This is a genomic window from Thermodesulfovibrio aggregans, assembly GCF_001514535.1.
GTDB lineage: Bacteria > Nitrospirota > Thermodesulfovibrionia > Thermodesulfovibrionales > Thermodesulfovibrionaceae > Thermodesulfovibrio > Thermodesulfovibrio aggregans.
Genome location: NZ_BCNO01000001.1, coordinates 1,069,640 through 1,089,272 on the forward strand (window position 1 = coordinate 1,069,640; position 19,633 = coordinate 1,089,272).

The 19,633-nt window shown below is 34.8% G+C and carries 21 protein-coding genes and 2 tRNA genes; 8 read left to right on the forward strand and 15 right to left on the reverse strand.

Going from position 1 to position 19,633, the window contains the following annotated elements:
- Nucleotides 1-2: 2 nt before the first annotated feature.
- Nucleotides 3-542: an SMC-Scp complex subunit ScpB gene (scpB, locus tag TAGGR_RS05400; protein ID WP_059176309.1), complete on the reverse strand. Its 540-nt coding sequence runs from the start codon at nt 540-542 to the stop codon at nt 3-5.
- 106 nt (nt 543-648) lie between these two features.
- On the opposite strand from scpB, the gene ribD reads away from it, so the two are divergent.
- Together ribD and TAGGR_RS05410 are read left to right on the forward strand one after the other, a co-directional pair.
- On the forward strand, nt 649-1,719 hold the full coding sequence (gene ribD / locus TAGGR_RS05405; protein WP_059176562.1) for a bifunctional diaminohydroxyphosphoribosylaminopyrimidine deaminase/5-amino-6-(5-phosphoribosylamino)uracil reductase RibD: 1,071 nt from the start codon (nt 649-651) through the stop codon (nt 1,717-1,719).
- A 66-nt stretch (nt 1,720-1,785) separates the two neighbouring features.
- Nucleotides 1,786-2,094: an Lpp/OprI family alanine-zipper lipoprotein gene (locus TAGGR_RS05410; protein ID WP_059176310.1), complete on the forward strand. Its 309-nt coding sequence runs from the start codon at nt 1,786-1,788 to the stop codon at nt 2,092-2,094.
- A gap of 19 nt (nt 2,095-2,113) precedes the next feature.
- Here TAGGR_RS05410 and TAGGR_RS05415 read toward each other — a convergent pair whose 3' ends face one another.
- The 3 genes from TAGGR_RS05415 to TAGGR_RS05425 all read right to left on the reverse strand — a co-directional run bounded on the left by TAGGR_RS05415 (nt 2,114) and on the right by TAGGR_RS05425 (nt 3,214).
- Nucleotides 2,114-3,040: a L,D-transpeptidase family protein gene (locus TAGGR_RS05415; protein WP_059176311.1), complete on the reverse strand. Its 927-nt coding sequence runs from the start codon at nt 3,038-3,040 to the stop codon at nt 2,114-2,116.
- Between the two features lie 18 nt (nt 3,041-3,058).
- Nucleotides 3,059-3,133, reverse strand: a tRNA-Glu gene (locus TAGGR_RS05420).
- Nucleotides 3,134-3,143: 10 nt separating this feature from the next.
- A tRNA-Gln gene (locus TAGGR_RS05425) sits at nt 3,144-3,214 on the reverse strand.
- 115 nt (nt 3,215-3,329) lie between these two features.
- Here TAGGR_RS05425 and amrA point away from each other — a divergent pair.
- Nucleotides 3,330-3,839: an AmmeMemoRadiSam system protein A gene (gene amrA, locus TAGGR_RS05430; RefSeq protein WP_059176312.1), complete on the forward strand. Its 510-nt coding sequence runs from the start codon at nt 3,330-3,332 to the stop codon at nt 3,837-3,839.
- Here the strand turns inward: amrA and hflX are convergent.
- The 4 genes from hflX to TAGGR_RS05450 form a co-directional block, all read right to left on the reverse strand.
- On the reverse strand, nt 3,817-5,205 hold the full coding sequence (gene hflX, locus TAGGR_RS05435; protein ID WP_236698904.1) for a GTPase HflX: 1,389 nt from the start codon (nt 5,203-5,205) through the stop codon (nt 3,817-3,819). The two genes, amrA and hflX, sit on opposite strands and share 23 nt — an antisense overlap.
- Before the next feature lie 294 nt (nt 5,206-5,499).
- The gene (feoB, locus tag TAGGR_RS05440; protein ID WP_059176314.1) at nt 5,500-7,413 is read right to left on the reverse strand and encodes a ferrous iron transport protein B; all 1,914 of its coding nucleotides are present in this window, start codon (nt 7,411-7,413) and stop codon (nt 5,500-5,502) included.
- Nucleotides 7,410-7,640: a FeoA family protein gene (locus TAGGR_RS05445; RefSeq protein ID WP_059176315.1), complete on the reverse strand. Its 231-nt coding sequence runs from the start codon at nt 7,638-7,640 to the stop codon at nt 7,410-7,412. The genes feoB (TAGGR_RS05440) and TAGGR_RS05445 overlap by 4 nt, the downstream gene beginning before the upstream one ends.
- A 17-nt stretch (nt 7,641-7,657) precedes the next feature.
- Nucleotides 7,658-8,050, reverse strand: coding sequence for a metal-dependent transcriptional regulator (locus TAGGR_RS05450; RefSeq protein WP_059176316.1), 393 nt, complete (start codon nt 8,048-8,050; stop codon nt 7,658-7,660).
- 99 nt (nt 8,051-8,149) lie between these two features.
- Here TAGGR_RS05450 and TAGGR_RS05455 point away from each other — a divergent pair, with 99 nt between their 5' ends.
- Entirely contained in the window at nt 8,150-8,896 is a 747-nt protein-coding gene (locus TAGGR_RS05455; protein WP_201783821.1) for a DUF8196 domain-containing protein, read from the forward strand.
- 155 nt (nt 8,897-9,051) lie between these two features.
- On the opposite strand, the gene feoB (TAGGR_RS05460) is transcribed toward TAGGR_RS05455, so the two are convergent.
- Genes feoB (TAGGR_RS05460) through TAGGR_RS05490 form a run of 7 tightly spaced genes read right to left on the reverse strand, consistent with a single transcriptional unit; the run spans nt 9,052 to nt 14,586 of the window.
- A complete protein-coding gene (gene feoB, locus TAGGR_RS05460) occupies nt 9,052-11,211 on the reverse strand; it encodes a ferrous iron transport protein B (RefSeq protein ID WP_059176318.1) in 2,160 nt (719 codons plus the stop codon).
- The gene (locus TAGGR_RS05465; RefSeq protein WP_059176319.1) at nt 11,212-11,436 is read right to left on the reverse strand and encodes a FeoA family protein; all 225 of its coding nucleotides are present in this window, start codon (nt 11,434-11,436) and stop codon (nt 11,212-11,214) included.
- Nucleotides 11,433-11,663: a FeoA family protein gene (locus TAGGR_RS05470; RefSeq protein ID WP_059176320.1), complete on the reverse strand. Its 231-nt coding sequence runs from the start codon at nt 11,661-11,663 to the stop codon at nt 11,433-11,435. The genes TAGGR_RS05465 and TAGGR_RS05470 overlap by 4 nt, the downstream gene beginning before the upstream one ends.
- Nucleotides 11,623-12,321: an HD-GYP domain-containing protein gene (locus tag TAGGR_RS05475; RefSeq protein WP_201783822.1), complete on the reverse strand. Its 699-nt coding sequence runs from the start codon at nt 12,319-12,321 to the stop codon at nt 11,623-11,625. Before TAGGR_RS05475 ends, TAGGR_RS05470 begins: the two co-directional genes overlap by 41 nt.
- Nucleotides 12,308-13,087: a GGDEF domain-containing protein gene (locus TAGGR_RS05480; RefSeq protein ID WP_059176321.1), complete on the reverse strand. Its 780-nt coding sequence runs from the start codon at nt 13,085-13,087 to the stop codon at nt 12,308-12,310. Before TAGGR_RS05480 ends, TAGGR_RS05475 begins: the two co-directional genes overlap by 14 nt.
- Nucleotides 13,088-13,102: 15 nt before the next feature.
- Nucleotides 13,103-14,281 (reverse strand): carbohydrate porin, encoded by a 1,179-nt coding sequence (locus TAGGR_RS05485; protein WP_059176322.1) that lies wholly within the window; start codon nt 14,279-14,281, stop codon nt 13,103-13,105.
- A complete protein-coding gene (locus TAGGR_RS05490) occupies nt 14,278-14,586 on the reverse strand; it encodes a DUF2325 domain-containing protein (protein WP_059176323.1) in 309 nt (102 codons plus the stop codon). The genes TAGGR_RS05485 and TAGGR_RS05490 overlap by 4 nt, the downstream gene beginning before the upstream one ends.
- Nucleotides 14,587-14,723: 137 nt before the next feature.
- On the opposite strand from TAGGR_RS05490, the gene tmcD reads away from it, so the two are divergent.
- The 4 genes from tmcD to hmcA are packed head-to-tail and all read left to right on the forward strand — an operon-like array spanning nt 14,724 to nt 19,562.
- Entirely contained in the window at nt 14,724-15,977 is a 1,254-nt protein-coding gene (gene tmcD, locus TAGGR_RS05495) for an electron transfer complex subunit TmcD (protein WP_059176324.1), read from the forward strand.
- Nucleotides 15,977-16,654 carry a TmcC family electron transfer complex membrane anchor subunit gene (gene tmcC, locus TAGGR_RS05500; RefSeq protein WP_059176325.1) on the forward strand — a complete coding sequence of 226 codons (678 nt, stop codon included), beginning with the start codon at nt 15,977-15,979 and terminating at the stop codon, nt 16,652-16,654. The genes tmcD and tmcC overlap by 1 nt, the downstream gene beginning before the upstream one ends.
- Nucleotides 16,655-16,661: 7 nt before the next feature.
- Complete coding sequence (locus tag TAGGR_RS05505) at nt 16,662-17,975, forward strand: (Fe-S)-binding protein (protein ID WP_059176326.1); 1,314 nt, start codon at nt 16,662-16,664, stop codon at nt 17,973-17,975.
- 12 nt (nt 17,976-17,987) lie between these two features.
- The gene (gene hmcA, locus TAGGR_RS05510) at nt 17,988-19,562 is read left to right on the forward strand and encodes a sulfate respiration complex hexadecaheme cytochrome HmcA (protein ID WP_059176327.1); all 1,575 of its coding nucleotides are present in this window, start codon (nt 17,988-17,990) and stop codon (nt 19,560-19,562) included.
- Nucleotides 19,563-19,633: the final 71 nt, after the last annotated feature.

Below are 19,633 nucleotides of genomic sequence, written 5' to 3' on the forward strand. Positions count from 1 at the left end.
CCTTAAGCAGCGTTGACTTCTTTAAAATCAATAATCCCGGGCAGTTCATTTAAGCTCGAAAGCCCGAAAAGTTTTAAAAATTCCTTTGTTGTTCCATAAACAAAAGGTCTGCCAGGTACTTCTTTTTTACCTACAATTTTTATAAGTTTTTTTTCCATTAAAGTTTTTATTGCATAATCAGAATTTACGCCTCTTATTTTTTCTATTTCAGCCTTTGTAATAGGTTGTTTATATGCTATTATAGCAAGTGTTTCAAGTGCCTGTTCAGAAAGTTTATTGTTTGTTTGCTGTTTAAATATTTTTATCCAATCAGCATACTGAGGATTTGTAACCATCTGATAGGAATCTTCAATTTTGATAATCATAATCCCTGAATTTCTACGTTTATATTCTTCAGCAAGTTCATAAATTATTTCTTTAAGATAACTTTCATGGATATTTAAAATGGTATGTAAAATTTTTATTGATAGAGGTTTTTCTGCAACAAAAAGTAAAGATTCAATAATTCCTTTTATTTGTTCTTTCTGGGTGAACAAATTCATAGTTTTGGTTATTATACTGAATTAGTTTTAAAAAAATCAATTATCTTCATTGCTAAATGTGGTTTAGTTTTATTACAATTTAAATATGTTGGATGATAAATTTTTTATGAAAAGAGCACTCTATCTTGCAAAAAAGGCAAATTGGAGAACATCTCCAAATCCTATGGTTGGTGCTGTTATTGTAAAAAATGGCAAGATTATCGCAGAAGGTTATCATAAAAAAGCAGGCTTACCTCATGCTGAAGTTGAAGCTATAATGAAGGCAAAAGAGCATTTAAATGGCGCCACCCTTTATGTAACGCTTGAACCATGCTGTCACAGAGATAAAAAGACACCTCCATGTACAGATGCAATAATAAAATCAGGGATTAAACGAGTTGTTATTGCCATGAAAGATCCTAATCCAAAAGTATCAGGAAAAGGAATAGAAATACTGAAAAGTCATGGTATTGAGGTAATCGAAGGGATTTTTGAAGAAGATGCCCGAAAATTAAACGAGTTTTACATAAAATACATAACAACAAAAACTCCTTTTGTAATTCTCAAAATAGCAATGACCCTCGATGGGAAAATTGCCACTCCTTCAGGAGAGTCTAAATGGATTACATCAGAGGAGTCAAGAAAATTAGTACATTTAATGCGTTCAAGAGTTGATGCAATACTGACTGCTTATGGCACAGTGTTAAAAGACAATCCGATGTTTACATCAAGAATAAAAAATGGTAAAAATCCATTAAGAGTTATAATAGATCCTGAACTCAAGATTCCCTTAAATTATCATGTCTATAATCCTCCACCAGCTACAATAGCTGTTGTCCATGAGAGAAAACTAAGTGACGATAAATTAAAACTTTTAAATGATAGAGGAATAGAAACTATCTTTTTTTCTTCTGAGAAAGTTGATCTTAAATGGCTTATGAAAGAGCTTGGGAAAAGAGAGATTACTTCTTTGATGATTGAAGGCGGTTCATCGTTGAACAGTTATGCTTTATGGGATGGAGTCGTGGATAAATTAATGATCTTTGTCGCACCAAAGATAATAGGTGGTTCAAATTCTTATCCAAGTATTGGAGGGAAGTTTTATAAGAACCTCAATGAAGCTTTTGAAGTAAGGGATTTAAAGATAAAGAGAATATCAGGTGATATTTTTATTGAAGGATATTTAAAAAAGGGTTGAAAAATTTTTCATTTTAAGCTAAAGTTGTATTAATTAAAACTTTTTCAAGAAAGGAGGTGAGATAGGATGAAAAAGCTTTTAACTGTCATGATAGCTGCCATGTTTATTTTTGCTTTTGGTTGTGCCAGCAAGGATTATGTGAAGCAGGAGATTGACCCACTTGTAGACAGAATTGGAAAGCTGGAAACTAAAGTAAACAATCTTGAATCAAAGGTTAATGCTTTAGACAAGAAGATTGATGATTGTTGCACAAAGGCAGATGATGCGGCAAAGAGAGCAGAAGCTGCTGCACAGAAAGCAGAGGATGCAGCAAAGAGAGCAGAAGCTGCTGCACAGAAAGCAGGAAAGGCATTTGAGCTTCAGCAGAAGAAGTAATTTATTTTGTTAGATTTTTTTAGAGCCACAGATCAGAAGGTATGATCTGTGGCTCTTTATTTTGAATGCTCACTGAAGTTGGAATTCCAGTTTTTTGTTTAATTGTATTGTAAAGTTTAAATGTATCCACATATTTTAGAAGTCCTTTCTTATTGAGTTGTTCCATAGCATCTTTAAGATAATCAAAATCTCTCAATTGATCGTCTCTGTGAACTTCTACATACACATTATCGCCAATTTTTCCTACTTTTACAGGTTGCCTTATAATCAATACTTCAGTTCCAACTGGAACCATATCAAATAGTTTTGGAATATCCTCTGGATAAAGCCTAATACAGCCATGAGTGACTTTTCTACCTATAGCCCATGGTCTATTTGTTCCGTGAATAAGATAGCTTAATCCTGATAGTCTCATCGCATGAGTTCCTAAAGGATTTTCTGGACCTGGTGGAACAACTTCTGGAAGTTCTGGTCTTTCTTTTCTAATTGATTCGGGAACATACCATGGAGGATTAACAATTTTATGTGATATTTTGAACTTTCCTACTGGAGTTTCAACTCCATCATCGCCGATTCCAATTGGAAATGTTGTAACTAGTTGATCTTTTGATTTTTTATGAAAATAGTAAAGTCTCATTTCAGAAAGATTTATGATTATTCCTTGAAAATTATTTGGTCTGTCTGGCAGAATCCAAAAAGTCGGAATTATTACTTTATTTCCATCTCCCGGGACAAAAGGATCTATCTGAGAATTGGCATCTACTATTTCATTATAACCTAAGTCATAATGTCTTGCGATTTCTATAAGTGATTCTTTGTTTTTTACTGTATGAATTTGAAGTTTTCCAATGATTGTTGTATCTTGAGAAATAGAGAAAGTTTCTCCGTAGGAGATACCAAAATTAAACAATATGGAGAATATAATTAAATAAAACCATTTTTTCATATTTCGTCATTTTTTAAACGGTCCCAACGGGATTCGAACCCGTGCTTTAGCCTTGAGAGGGCTACGTCCTAGACCTGGCTAGACGATGGGACCTTAGTTTTAACTGGGGAGAGAGGATTCGAACCCCTACAAGCAGATCCAGAGTCTGCCGTCCTGCCGTTAGACGACTCCCCAATCTTTTATTGATATATCATAAAAATGTTTAAATTGTCAAACCGTTAAGGTATGTAATGTTTAAAATAACTTTAAAGTTATTGGATTTTATCCAGGATTTAGTATATACTTAATTATGCATCCTTATGTAGAACTTGCCAAGAAAACTGTGGAAGAATATGTAAAAACCGGAAAGATACCTCCTATTCCTGAAAATATTCCTGCTGATATGAAAAGAAGGGCTGGAGTATTTGTTTCAATTAAGAAAAAAGGTCAACTTCGTGGATGTATAGGAACATTTTTACCTGCCACTGAAAATATATACACAGAAATTGTTAGAAATGCTATAGCTTCAGCAACTGAGGATCCTCGTTTCCCTCCTGTTAGTCCTAAGGAACTTGAAGAATTGGAGTATTCAGTTGACATACTCAGCCCACCAGAACCTGTAAAAAGCCTTGATGAGCTTGATCCTAAAAAATATGGAGTAATTGTTATAAAAGGATGGCAGAAAGGTTTACTACTTCCTGATATAGAGGGAGTAAACACTGTTGATGAACAATTAAGAATTGCCAAGCTGAAAGCAGGCATTGATCCATATGACCCTGATATAGAGATTTATAAATTCAAAGTGGAGCGGTACAGGTAGCTTCCTGCCAGAGCTTATTTTTTATTTCTTCTATTAAGGGGATAAGTGTTTGTTTATCAAGTGCGGAAATTCCTATCGCATTGTATCTACTGCAAATCTGCTTTGTATCAAAAGATGAAAGTTTATCAATTTTATTAAAAACGAGTATAACAGGTTTCGTTTCAAGTTCTAATTCTTTTAAAATTTTATTTACTGCTTCAATATGATTTTCAAACTGAGGATTAGAAATATCAACGAGATGAATAAGTAAAGATGCATCTTCAAGTTCTTCAAGTGTAGCCTTAAAAGCAGCAACAAGATCTTCAGGTAAATCTCTGATAAAACCCACTGTATCAGTAATTATAAGTTCTTTTTCTTCAGGAAATTTCAATCTTCTTGAAGATGTATCAAGAGTTGCAAACATTTTGTCTTCAACAAAAACTGAACTTTTTGTAAGAGCATTAAGAAGTGTTGATTTACCAGCATTTGTATACCCTATGATTGATACAATAGGGATTGAAAACTCTTTTCTGCGTTTTTTTCTTTGCAGTCTTGCTAAGGTTAGTTTTTTTAGTTCATTTTCAAGATGATGAATCCTTTCTTTTATTCTTCGCCTGTCAATCTCAAGTTTTGTCTCTCCAGGACCCCTCCCCCCTATTCCTCCAGCAAGCCTTGACATGGCAGTTCCTTTACCTGTAAGTCTTGGAAGCATGTATCTTAGTTGAGCAAGCTCTACCTGAACTTTTCCATCCCTTGTGTGAGCTCTTTTAGCAAAAATATCGAGTATAAGCTGACTACGATCTATTACCTTTAACTCTGTCATATCAGTTATTGCTCTTATTTGTGATGGTGTTAAATTCTGATCAAATACCAGAAGGGTTGCTCCCATGTCCATTGCTTTAATAATTAACTCTCTGAGTTTTCCTTCACCAAGCAGATATTTTGGATTTATCTGTTTTACTCTTTGAATGATTTTATCTATTACGATTAAGTCGGCTGATTTTGCCAGTTCTTCTAATTCTTCCATCTGTTCTTCAAGAACATACTTTGGTGCGGTAGATACACTAATAAGTATAGCTTTTTCTCTTGGATCGTGCATATCAATAACTCTTGCTCTATCCATTTCTGCTTCCAGATTATTGATGAATTCTTTAAAATTTAGCTTAAGAGAATAAAAATTTGATGAAATGAGTTCAATTTGATTTTCTTTTCCATAAGGTAAAAGATGAACAATATGAATGATTTCAGGTGAGCCTTTTTCATGAGTTAAAACACCCAGAGTATCAAATCTTAAAAGCCTCAGGTCAGTTATATCTTCCCTGTTAGGCATTTCTTTATTTAAGTGTGTATGAATGTATCTTAAGCCCCTTAGAGGTTTTCTTCCCATAGGAAAATCTTCAAGTGATGGGATTAGAATTGAATGGGCAGTCCCGATTATAACATGAGTTATATTACCTGCTCTGTCAATTAAAACTCCAATTTGTCTATTAATTTCGTAAGATATAGAGCATAAAGACTTCGCTAATTCAGGAGTAATAAAAACATCTATAGGTTGTTTTTTCCTGTAAAGTCTTTCTAATCCATGTATTATGCTTTTTTTTAATCCAGATATATTGCCGTAAATTTTAGCTATTTTAATCTGCCTCCTTACTTCAAGGATATCAAATTTTTAAATCTTTTCTCAAATAATAAGAGACAGTGTTATTCTTGAAGTTAAAGCCAGTATTAATGCTAAAAGGATAGTTAAACCACTAATTAAAATCATTTTTTTAAAACCAAGTTCTTTTACTAATGCTCCCATTGTTCCTACACAGGGCATGTAAAATATCGTAAATATTGTGTATACAATCAATTGAAGATTGGTCATAACTGTATTGAGCTGAGTTGTGTCCATTGCCTGAAAAAGCATTATCATAGAGAGTTCTTTCCTGAGAATACCAAAAAGAAGCGTTATTCCTGTTTGTTCAGGCAGTCCAAGAATTTGAGTAATTACTGGATAAAAGAGTTTATTTAAAATTAAATCAAGCTTTAGATATTCTATAAAACTTAGAACAACGCTACTTATAACAAGCAGGGGCCAGGCAACAAGAATAAAATCTTTGAGTCTCAGCCATGTTTTCATAAAAACATTTTTTACTGCCGGAATTCTCAATGGTGGAATCTCCATTATTAATCCAGGAGTAATTTCAGGGATAAATTTTGTTAATACAGCACCCAAACCCATGATTACAAAAAGATTAAAAAGATAAAGTCCTGCTGCTGCTAATCCTCCAATGTATGCTCCAACCAGTCCAAATATCACGGTTGTTCTTGCTGCACAGGGAATTAAAACAGAAAGAGTTGCTGTAATAAAGCGATCTCTTGGAGACTCTAGTATTCTCGTTGCCATAACTCCAGGAACATTACAGCCATAGGAAACAACAAATGGAAGAATACTTTTTCCATGCAATCCAATTCTATGCATTATTGTATCCATTAAAAAAGCCATTCTTGGCAGATAACCTATATCTTCCAGAACAGTTAATCCAATAAAAAATGGTATTAAGTAAGGAATGGCAACGCCAAGTCCTCCTGAAAAACCTTCAAGTAATCCTTTGACAATAAAGTATAATAAACTGTTTTCTTCAATAAACTGGGGCAATTTTTGAATTAAAGAATCAAAACCTTCTGTAATTGGCTCTTCAATAAATTTTCCAACTTCAAAAACTATATAAAAAATTCCAAATAAAATTAAAAATAACAAAGGATAGCCCAAGTATTTATTTGTGAGCAGATCATCGACCCTTTCTCTAAATGATTTTAAAGGCTCTACAACTTTTGCTACATCTTCAAATATATTCATTGAAAGGGCATGTCTTTCAGAGGAGATTACAGTATCAGCGTGCCTTCCATGGGTTATTTTAATTTCTTCTCTTAATTTTGTAACCTTCTCTGAAATTTCAGGAATATCTTTAATTTCTTCAAAAATTTCCTTATCTCCCTCCAATAATTTTACAGCAATATATCTTCTTGGAATGTTTTTTAAAAAATCCTCGGGAATAATTTTTTCAATTTCTTCAATTTTTTCTTCTATGTCTTTGTGAAAAAACTGAATTTTTGGAATAAGTTTTTTATAATATGCCTGTTTTGCTGAGTTGAAGATATTATCAAGTCCTATTCCTTTATTTGCAATAGTTTCAATAACAGGCACTCCAAAGATTTGAGAAAGCTTCTCTATGTTGATTTCAATACCTTTTCTTCGGGCTTCATCTATCATGTTTAAACAGATAACCATCGGAACCTGTAATTCTGCAAGTTGAAGTGTAAGTTCAAGACTCCTTGATAAAGCGGATGCATCAATTACATTTATAACAACGTCTGCCTGTCCAGACAGAATGTATTTTCTTGATTCAAGCTCAGCAAGATCAATGGCAGTAAGAGAATAAATCCCTGGCAAATCAACGATTTCAAAGATTTCATCTCCAACTTTTACTTTGCTTACTGTATAATGGACTGTTTGTCCCGGGAAGTTGGCAGTAATTGTTTTATATCCAGCAAGACCATTAAATATTGTGCTTTTACCAGCATTGGGCTGTCCTACAAAGGCGATTCTCATTCTATTTCCTCCACTTCTATCTTTGAAGCCACACCTCTACCAAGCGCTACATCAAAACCATTTACTTCCAGAAGAACAGGACCACCTAAGAAAGAGCTTTTTTTCAAAGTTACAATGTCACCGATATGAATGCCGAGGCATTGAAGATGCTGTCGCACCCCTTTCCCGCCTGAAATTTTGAGAATTTTTACTCGTTTGCCATTATTTATATCAAGCAATGTTTTCATTACAAGCCTCCAGTATATTATTGTTGCGATTTTTCTGTAAATTCAATAATTTTATTTATCGTTTCCTCTGAAAGGTCATGTTCCATCTTATGGACATCTCTTATAGCTGATTGTTCACTTACATTCAGAATTTCTGTTAAAAATTTATAAAGGATTTTTTTTCTGTTTTCAATTCTTTGAGCTATTTCAAGCCCTTTTTCTGTAAGTGTAATGTATTCATATTTCTGATAATTGACGAGTCCTTTTTCTGCAAGACTTTTAACCGCTACAACCGTGCTTGAGAGTTTCACTCCTCGTTTTTTTGCAATATCTTTTATTCTTACGACAGGTGCTTTTTTTAAAATTTCAAAGATATCAAAAAGATAATCTTCAAGATTTTCAGTCAATTCTAATTTTGTTTGAGCATTCATATTAAATTATAACATAAAATATGCTAGAATTTTTATTGCATTATTTTTTTCCACATCTCAGTATTCATTTTTTATCACTTAAAATGTTATATTTTTATTGTGATTTTTGGTGTAGAATTAATAGAAGAACTTGAAAAACTTGACCCTCATATAAGGTCTGCCTTTCTTAAAATTCTCAAGATTATCGAAAAGACAATCGGTGAGGTTGTAAAGCGAGAGGACTTCCTTGAACTTAAAAAGGAAGTTGAGCTACTCACAAAAAGTGTTAAAGAGCTTGCAGAAGCACAGAAACGAACTGAACAGGTAGTAGGAGAGCTTGCAGAGGCACAGAGGCAGACCCAGAAAGAAGTCTCTCGCTTAGATAAAGCTCTACAAGAGCTTGCAGAAGCGCAGAAGCGTACTGAAGAGGCCTTAAAAAAGCTTACAGAAGATCACAAAAAAACGAGAGAGCATCTTGGAGGGCTTTCACACACAGTGGGCTATATTCTTGAAAATGAAGCATATAAACATCTGCCGAAACTTCTTATGGAAGACTTTGGAGTAAAAATTGCAGGAAGACTACTGAGAGACTTCATAGAAATCTATGATGGCAGATTTGAAGAGATAAATATTTTTGGCAAAGGGATAAAGAATGGTAAAAAAGTAGTAATACTGGGTGAAGCAAAAACCCAGCTTAAGAAGTCAGATATTGATAGTTTTCTCAAAAAAGTTGTAAAGCTCGATAAAATTTATCCAGAAGAAAAACTTCTGATACTCGTAACCCATCAGGTTGCAAATCCTTATGTATTCAAATATGCACAGCAGAAAGGTATAACTAAGATTTACCTGAGCTACCAGTTTGTTTGATTTTTATTTCTGAATTTTTATTTCGTTGCATATTACAACAACCACCGCAGCCAGAACATTGCCCTTTTTTCCAGATGGAGCGGTATAAGATGTATACCGCTCCTGTAAGGATTCCTGAAGCAACTAAAATATCTATAAAACTCATTTTTTTCTCCTTAAAATCCTAAAATTTTCCCAACCTGATAAACCATAAAGCTCATAAGCCATGGTAGTAATGTGTAAATTATCAATATTTGTCCCAAAAATTTCCATGAACCAAACTCCTGTTTTATAACACTGACAAATACCGCGCAGGGCCAGTAGAGTAGAACAAAAACAAGAAATGCGTAAGCACTAAGCGGTGTAAATACATCCTGAAGCTTGGTTTTAATGGAAGACTGTTCTTCTTCTTCACCAACGGACAGTGTTTTTATGCCAATGCCTGATATTAAATTTTTAAAGGCATCACCGGTAGCTGAAAGAAAGGAAACAAAAATATCCTGTAAATCTTCAAAAAATCCTGTTTCTTCTTTTTTCTCTGCATTCTCATCTTTTTTTTCAGGAGCATAAATTACTGCCATTGTGCTTACAACAACCTCTTTTGCAACAACTCCGGTAATAAGTGATGCTGAGGCTTGCCAGGTGCCATATCCAAGAGGTTCAAATACAGGACTTATTGCCTTACCAACTTTACCAAGAACAGAGTTTTCTTTTTCCACTCCATAAGGTATGTTTAACATAAACCACATAATGACAGACACAGCCAATATGTAGGTTCCTGCTTTTACAACGAAGTGTTTTAATTTTTGCCATGTATGTATCATTAAGTCTCTAAAGAGAGGCATCCTGTATGGAGGTAACTCCATTATAAAAACAGGAGTAAAGCCTTTATATAAAGTTTTACTCAGGATAAAACCAATTAACACAGCCATTAAAATTCCAAGAACATAAAGAGACCAGATAACCATCGGTGCATTATGAGCAAAAAAAGCACCTGCGAACAAAACATAAACAGATAGTCTTGCTCCGCATGACATTAGAGGACAAAGCGTAGCGGTGAGTTTTCTGTCTCTTTCTGTTTCAAGAACACGGGTTGCATAAATAGAAGGAACATTGCAACCAAAACCTAAAATCATCGGTATGAAGGATTTTCCGTGAAGCCCGATCGAATGCATCAACCTGTCCATTACAAAGGCAACCCTTGCCATGTATCCAGTTCCCTCAAAAAAGGTCAGCATAAACATCACTGTCCCAATAAGAGGGATAAAAACAACAATAGCTCCAACTCCTGCAATAATTCCTTCTGTAACAAGAGAGACAATCCACTCAGGGCTACCAGCTAAGTTAAGCAAAAATTTTGCCCACTTGGTCACAGGACCTCCTATTACAGAGTCAATCCAGTCAGAGAAGGGAGATGAGAAGTCAAAGGCAATTTTAAAAACTAACCACATAGCTAAGAGAAACAGTGGTATACCCAGGTATCTGTTTAAAACTATTTTATCTATTTTCTCTGTAAGGTCTATTTTTTCACTGTCTTTTTTTATGAGAACCTCTCTTGTAATACCATGAGCTATCCCATATCTCGCATCAGCCATTATAGATTCAATATCTTCACCAACTGTCAGAAAATGTTCTTTTGCTTTTTTCAGGAAATCCTCATCCTCCTTAATACCGGTCTCTTTTAAAACTCTTTCGTCTCCTTCAAGAAGTTTCATTGAAAGCCATCTTAAAGGATATTTATCTACTAATTCTTTATTGGACCTTATTGCCTCCTCAATTATTTTCATTGAATTTTCTATATCTTCTCCATAATTAAGTTTAACGGGAGTGAATTTTTCTGGATGCTCAGCAACCTCCTTTAAAGCATCAAGTAATTCCTTCACTCCATCTTTTTTTATGGCAACAGTTGGAACTACCTTTACGCCCAGTAATTGCTCCATCTTGTCTGTGTCTATTATATAGCCTTTTTTCTTCGCTTCATCATAAATATTGAGAGCAACAATTACAGGAATCCCGAGTTCGAGAAGCTGAACAGTAAGATAGAGATTTCGCTCAAGATTTGTGGAGTCAACAACATCAATTATAAGATCAGGTTTTTCTTTCACAAGAAAATCCCTTGCAATCACCTCTTCCAAAGTGTAAGGGCTTAGACTGTATGTCCCTGGAAGGTCAACCAGATTAATGGTTAAATCATCAATTTTTAATGTGGCAGTCTTTTTTTCAACAGTTACACCGGGCCAGTTTCCAACATAAAGATTTGTACCGGCAATGGTATTTATTAGAGTTGATTTACCTGAGTTTGGATTTCCTGCCACAGCTACTGTAACTGTCTTCATTTAAATCACCTCCACTTCTATTTTTTCAGCCTCATTTTTTCTTAATGAGAGATGATAGTTTTTTACAACAATATCAACAGGATCTCCCAATGGAGCAATTTTCTCAACAATAACAATCTCTCCATCAAGAACACCCATATCCATAAGTCTCTTTTTTAGAGCTCCAGTTGTTTTAATTGATAAAACTTTTGCCTTCTGTCCTACTTTAAGCTCACTCAGTTTCATGATATCCTCCTTACAAAAATTTTCATTGCCATACCTCTGCCAATGGCAATTCTTGAGTCATCAATCTTTAAAAGAATTGGTCCATTTCCGTTATTACTCAATACCTCCACCACTTTAGTAGGTAACAGCCCCATATCTCTTATACGCTCCTTAAAGCCTCTCCCTTTTATGAAGAAATCAACAATTTCAACTTTTTCTCCGCTTTGAATCAATGCTATTGGTATCATTCAAATCTCTCCTTTTTGTAAAAATTTCCCAAATTTTATCCATTACAGTTATGGTCGCATTTACTACCTTAGGGTCAAATTGGATTCCCGAGTTATTTTTAAGCTCTTCAAATGTTTCTTCAAAATCAAATGCTTTTCTATAAGGCCTATCGTGTAACATTGCAGAGATAACATCTGCTACTGTGATAATTCTTGAACCAAGGGGAATTTCTTCTGCTTTAATTCCTGAAGGATAACCCTTGCCATCGTATCTCTCATGATGATAAAGAACCATGTCTTTTATGTCAGTTAGCAAAGTAACGGGTTTTAAAATTGCAAATCCTACCAACGGATGTGTTTTGATAATCTTCCATTCATGCTTTGTTAACTTTCCTTTTTTATTTAGAATTTTATCAGGAATTGCAATCTTTCCTATGTCATGTAAATGTCCTGCAATGTGAATCTTTTCAGCTTCCTTTTCATTTAATCCATAAGAAAGAGCAATCGCATAACTTATTTCCGCAACTTCTTCAGAATGATTAGCAGTATAAACATCTTTTGCATCTATGACTCTTGATAGAGATTCAGCAAACTGATGAATTGTTATAAACTCATTTTTAATTTGATCTAAAGTACCTGTATAAAACTCATCTGATGGAATTTTCTTATACATTCTCATTTGCATACCTCCAGTAGAAAGTGCATACCATGTTTTTACCTCTCTTTTTAGCCATATATAGGGCTTTGTCAGCTCTATTTAAAAGTTCATCCATAGATATATAAGGTGGGGTTCCGTCAATTCCTGCACTTATCGTTACGATTCCTGTACCAAATGGTGAAATTTCAATAGATTTTGCCAGTTCCCTGAGTCTCTCTGCTATTAAATAGCATTGTTTTAAATTAACCCCTTTCATCAATATCAGAAATTCTTCACCACCCCACCTGAAAACATTGTCTGTCCTTCTTATGTTTTTCTTTAACATCTCCCCAACCTTTCTTAAAACCCTGTCTCCAAAATCGTGACCATAGGTATCATTGATTTTTTTGAAGTTATCAATATCTATTAGAATCAGTGAAAAGGGTAATTTGTTTGACACAGCTTTCTCATATTCTCCTGCTAAAAATAAATAAGCAGTGTTTCTGTTAAGACAACCTGTAAGGGAATCATACATTGCACTTTCTTTATAAAGATGATAGAAAGATTTTATCGGTCTTACTCTTATGAAATTTGCAAGTTCTGACTCAAAACCAAGATAAGCATTATTAACTTTTAATAAGACTTTTTTATTTATCACAGGATCATAGGAAATTAACTCTACAAGGATTCCTTCTTTTAATCCCATATCTCTTAATCTTTTAACTGCTGGAACATTGATGTCCATATATACAATCTCAGCCAATTCACCTATATATAAATCGCCCAGGAAGAGTCCATCTGGTTTCATTATTTCCCCCCAATTTTAAAAGTTAATATTCCATCTTACACCATAAACATGGCCTGCCTTTGTGTTGTCTGATTCTCTTGCAGTATCACGAATATACTGATAATCAAGGGTTATGTCTGAACTGAGAAATTTGTAAGAAAAAAGCTTAAACTTCACATAAGACTCAAATACCTGACTGTGTTTTAATTTTTCATTTTCATCCTGTAATTTTTCATTCTTTGATGGGCTCTTTAGATAGGCATAACCAAAGCCTATTTCATCATCCTTACGACCCCACACACTTCCATTTAGATTCAATCCAAGTGAAAACATTCTGTTATAATCTACCTTTGCAGAGTCATCCTGCCAGCCTGCACGGAAAAATGCTCCAAGTATGTCTTTTATCAACTGCTGGTCAAAGGATACTCCAACTCCTTTCAATGCTTTGTATGCATCGGTATCCCAGTTTTCAAATCTCTTATTCGTTGTGTATCCATAGAGCCTGTAATTACCCTCACCAATTGGTGTTTCAAGCTTGTATCCAATCTGTGCTCCAATCCAGTTGTAGTTTTTCACATCCATTATTTCATTATCATTTTTTGAACGCATTCCTACCAGTCTCAGATGAAAATTACCAGCTTCAAACTCTGCTGCCACCCCTGCATCATAGCTTGGAAGATTTGCAAGAGGATTATGCACCAGTGCTTCATTCATGAATTGTCCAAGTTCATCTGCTGCATAGGCATTGTCATCTATAAAGGCTGTTGAGTCAATTATTCCTGCTGTAAACTTTAGCGATACATCCTTCTGAATTGGAAACTTATGGGAGTACCAAAGCTCCTGTAGATGATCTCTTGGATGTCCATTTATGTTTTTTAGGTCGACAAAGAGGTCATCAGCATTGGGATTGAGATTGAAAGGATAAAGAGAGCTTTCTGAGTGAAATCCGCTTCCTTTTGCAAAGCTTGCTCTGAGGAAGAATTCATCGTTTTCAGTTGGTTTAAGAGATACATTGAAGTCAATTACAGCTGAGCCTCTGTCCTTTGTTTTGTCCTTTGTTTCATCATCCACATATCCTTTGGTCATGTGTAGCCACTGATAAACTGTGGTTGCAGTTCCTGAAACTGAAAGCCAGTCTGTAATATCAGCCGCAAATACTGAAAATGAAAAAAGTAAACTTAAGAAAGCTACAATGGAAACTTTTAAATTTTTCATTTTAAATCCTCCTCTTTTTCTTTTATTTTTTTTAAGTATTCAATGCTTTTTCTTAAAGAGCTTATTCCGCAGCTATGGCACATTAAACAGGGGCATTTTTTAAAAGAAAAATTTTTTCTTATGCTTTCTTTTAATTCGTGCGAAACCTTGTTTGTAAAAATCACCACCGCATCAACATTTCCTATTTTCTTGTGAACATCTTTTTCCGGTTTTGTAAAAACTTTCAACTTTACTCCAAGTTTGTTTGCTTCTTCAATATAATGTTTTTCTAATCTATCCATTCCTCCAATTAACGCCACACACATATTCTTCCTCCTTTAAATAATTGAAATATATTTAGATAAATCTAATTATAAGAATTAATTCTAATTTTGTCAAGTCTGTCTAAAAATTAAACTCTTGACTTTTTTTTTAATCTGTTTTTTAATAGATAACAATTAACATGTTCAACTGGGATTGGCAGACAAAGGAAAAGGTTATTTGTGATGTTAATGAATGGAAGGAGAGATTCAGCCTTGTCCATGAGTTTATTCCGAGTGCTGATGGAGAGAGAATCGCAGCTGTTGTTGAAATAGAAGATAAAAAGGTTACTCCATGTATAAATGGAAAAACATGGAGTGATACCTTTGAAAGAATTTGCTTTTTAAATTTTCTTCCTGACAGTTCCATAGTATGCCTTGTTTTACAAAATTTTGAATGGACAATGGCAAAAGATGAAGTTTTACTTGATGAATCCTTTGACTATGCATGGAACCTTCAGTTTAGCGAAGATGCTTCTACAGTAGCATTTAACATAAAAAAAGGAGACTCTTACGGACTTTGTGTAAATGGAAAAGTGTGGGATAATCTATTTTTTGATGCAAGGGATTTATTTATTTCTCCCGATGGGAAAAGAACTGCCTGCTATGTAAGGACAAAAAATCCTCAGGTTCTTGATATATTTAGTTTCAAAGAAGGTGTCTGGACAGTAGCAGTTGATGGTATTGCATGGGATAAAAACTTCATCTCTGTTTATGGGTTAAACTTCAGTCCTTATGGTAAGAGAGTTGCAGCTACTGTAAGGCTTTCTCAACAGGAGTTTACAGTAGCTGTTGATGGAAATCTCTGGAATGAAACTTTCTATAACGCTTGGGAGCCTGTTTTTGTAAATGAAGGTGATATATGTGTGCCAGTTAAAACAGAAAAAGGATGGACTCTTGCTTTGAATGGAAAGCCTCTGTGGAATAGACATTTTGTTCAACTATGGCACCAGAGAGTAAGCCCGGATGGTAAAAAAATTGCCGCTGTTTGCGCAACAGAGTTTGGCAAATGGACAGTTGCTGTTGATGGAATGCCATGGAAAAGAACATTTTCTCAGGCTGTTCTACCACCACAATTCAGCCCTGATGGTAAAAGAGTAGCCTCTGTTGTAAGGGAAAACAATCTATGGACAGTTGCTGTTGATGCAGTTGCATGGAATGTTGGATTTGAAAGAGTATGGACTCCACAATTCAGCCCTGATGGTTCTCATGTTGTTGCGATAGCAGAGAGAGATGGTGTTTTCTTTATAGTGCTTGATGGAAAGATTGGAAAGGATACCTTTGATATGCTTTGGGAACCTGTTTTCAGCCCAGATGGAGATAAAATTCTGATAAGATGCATTAAAAATGGCAGATATTACAGAAAAATTTTAACAATTGGAGAGATTTTGAGATAATGGAGCAGTTTTTTAAAGATCCATCAATATACACTCTTGTGAGAGGACCTCTTGTCTGGATTGCTTTTATTGTGTTCATTGGAGGAACATTTTATCGTATCTATAAGACCATACAACTTGCTAAAAAGGAAAAGATAATATATCCCTATCTCAGCCTGAAATATACTCTTCGTTCATTCATACACTGGCTAACACCCTATGGAAGTATAAGCATGAGAAGACATCCATGGTTTACACTGATTACCTTTGTTTTTCATATATCTGTGATTTTAACTCCCATATTTCTTGCTGGTCATATTGAGCTTTGGTACGAATCTTGGAAACTCAACTGGTGGAGTTTGCCTCAGGGACTTGCTGATGCAATGACTTTGATTGTAATAGTTTCTTTGATTTTGCTTTTGATAAGGAGACTTATTCAGTCTGATATAAAGTTTTTAACCGGAAAAGGTGATTACTTAGCAATTGCTTTGGTAGCTTTACCTTTTATTACAGGATTTCTTGCCCATTACGAGCTTTTAATTGAGTATAAAACGATGCTTACAATTCACATGATTACTGGTGAGATTATGCTTGCTACGATACCTTTTACAAGACTCAGCCATATGTTTTTCTTCTGGCTTACAAGAGCTCACACAGGAAGTGAGTTTGGTGCTGTAAGACATTCAAGAGATTATTGAGGTAACTATGGAAAAGTTTGAAAGAAAACCAGTTACAGACATCGGAATTGATGAAACACTCAATAAAGTTGATGAGTCAACCATAAAAAAAGCTATTGATTGGGTTCTAAGAAAAGAAGCATCAGCAAGACTTAAAACATTTGTAGAGACCTGCATGAGATGCGGAATGTGTACTACTTCCTGTCATCACTATTTAGGACACGAAGGTGATCCAACCTATGCTCCAGCAGCAAAGGTAAAGCAAACAATATGGGACATGCTCAATAAAAATGGAAATGTTAGCAAAGATGACATAAAGAAGTATGCCCGTATTGCATTTTCTGAATGCAATCTCTGCCGTAGATGTGTTCAGTTCTGCCCCTTTGGAATAGATATTGCCTACTTAATAGCACTTGTAAGAAGAATCTGCTGTCTAATTGGAGCAGTGCCTCAGTATATTCAGGATCAGGCATTAAGTCATATGCAGACAACAAATATGCTATGGTTCAGACAGGATGAATGGCTTGATACAGTTCAATGGCTTGAAGATGAATTAAGAGCAGAAATTAAAAATGCAAGAATTCCTCTTGGTAAAAAGAATGCTGAAATCCTTTATCTTGCCCATGGACTTGAAGCAAAATACATGACAGGACTGCTTACCAACATGGCAAAAATAATGAATGTGGCAAAGGTTGACTGGACAATGCCTGATACAGATGGCTGGGATTATACAAACAAAGCATTCTATGCACAGGATCAGGAGACTCTTCAAAAAGTGGTGAGAACCCATTATGAAATTGCCTTTAAGCTTAATGTTAAGAGAATTGTTATGGGAGAATGCGGACATGCTTACAGAACAGGCATATATGAAGGTACAAGACTCATTGGTTGGAAGGAAAATCCAATACCCTATCTTCATGGTGTGGAGTTCTTCTATGAACTTTTAAAAAGTGGAAGAATAAAAATCAGGGAAAAGATCAAAGAGCCTGTAACTTTGCAGGATCCCTGTAATATCATAAGATACAGAGGACTTGGAGAAAAGTTAAGATACATTGTAAACAGTCTCTGCGAAAACTTTATAGAGATGACGCCAAACGATGATCATAACTACTGTTGCTCAGCTGGTGGAGGGATGATAGATGCAGGACCACCCTGGAAGATGGCAAGAATTGAAGGTGGTAAAGTTAAGGCAGAACAGATAAGAGATACAGGGGCGAAAATAGTGATAGCACCATGTCATACCTGTCACAAGGGAATTGAGGACTTGAATGATTATTACAAGCTTGGAGTTCATGTAAAGTTTTTAACAGATATGATTGCAGAGCAAATGGAAATTCCTTGAGAGCTTGAGAGCATGAAGAGATTATTTTTCATAGTATTTTTGATTATTACATTTTTTACAGTTACAATTTACTCAAAAAATCAGATACCAACGCAAGAGCCTGAAAACATGGTTGAGATAGCCCATAAAGAGATTTTCAAAAGGCTTGAATATGGTAAAGTTCTATTTGAACATCAGAAACACATTGATACAATGGCAAAACATCTAAATAAACCAAAAGAGATGACCTGTGGAGAATGTCATTTAAGGGATAAATATGGCGATTATTCCTTTGATTTTCAGGGTAGTGGAAATATAAAATCCTCAGAGGAACTTAAAAATCTATATCACATGAGATGCTTAAATTGTCACCAAACACTGAGTTCTCAGAATAAAAAAACAGGACCTGGAATTTTATCTTGCCGTGACTGTCATAAAAAAGAGAGTGAAAAAGTTGAAGTAAAGTATCCTCTGTTTGAGTTTGATTTTTCACTTCATGAAAAACATGTAAAAAAACATGAAAAAGACTGTAGTCTCTGTCATCATATCTATGATATTGAAGAAAAAGATAAAAGCTTAGCTCTTGTGTATGAGAAGGGAACTGAGCAGAGTTGTTATTACTGTCATGATTTTACTAAAAAAAGAGGTCCTGAAATTTCAAAGATAGTAAAAGTAGCAAAGGAAAAGAATCTTGACATAAAAAATGCAAATCATTTACTTTGCTTGAACTGTCATCTAAAGAACAGACTGCAGGCAAAGGATGCAGGTCCATTGGAATGTAAAAAGTGTCACACAGGAAAGTATAAAACCATAGAGGAACTTAAAGATGTACCAAGACCTGAAAGGGATCAGCCTGATAAGGTATTCCTCAACATTGAAGAGGGAAAAATGAAAGGGGTTGCTTTCAAACATAGCTTCCATGAGAAAAATAATAGAAACTGCAGAGTCTGCCACCATGAGACATTAAGGGCCTGTCGAGATTGCCATAATCTCAAAGGTAAGGAAGAGGGTGGATTTGTAAATGCTCTTACAGCATTTCATTCATTAAATTCAGAGACAAGCTGTCAGGGATGTCACAAAAACTTCACCAGAAAAGAAGAATGCTATGGTTGTCATTACTTTATACCGCCAGTAAAAGCGGAAGTTGGTAAAGGACAAACATGCAGTCGCTGTCATACAGGCAAAAAAGAACCAGAAGTAGTAAAAACTTTTGCATTATCATCGGATAAAATAAAAAATGAAGTGACTATAAAGCACATTGAAAAGGAGTTTGAGCCTGTAAAAATACCTCATTACAAGATGATTAAAAAGCTCACTGATATCTCAAACCAGAGTAAGATAGCAACATACTTTCATAAGGATATAGATACTATTTGCAGAGGCTGTCATCACAAAAGCAAGGAGGACGCAGAATCTCAAAGAGAGAGACCTCCTCTTTGTGTAAACTGTCATAGTGTAACTTTTGATGAAAAAGCAATTGCAAGACCAAGACTTCAAGCAGCATATCACAGTATGTGCATAAAATGTCACGAAACCATTAAACTTGAAAAACCGAAAAAATGCGAAGACTGTCACAAAAGAAAGGTAGCGGAAAATGTATATAATTGAGCAACTTTTTTCAGGACACGGATATGAGTATTTAATTGCTGTGCTTTCAATATTTGTTTTTATAGTAATCT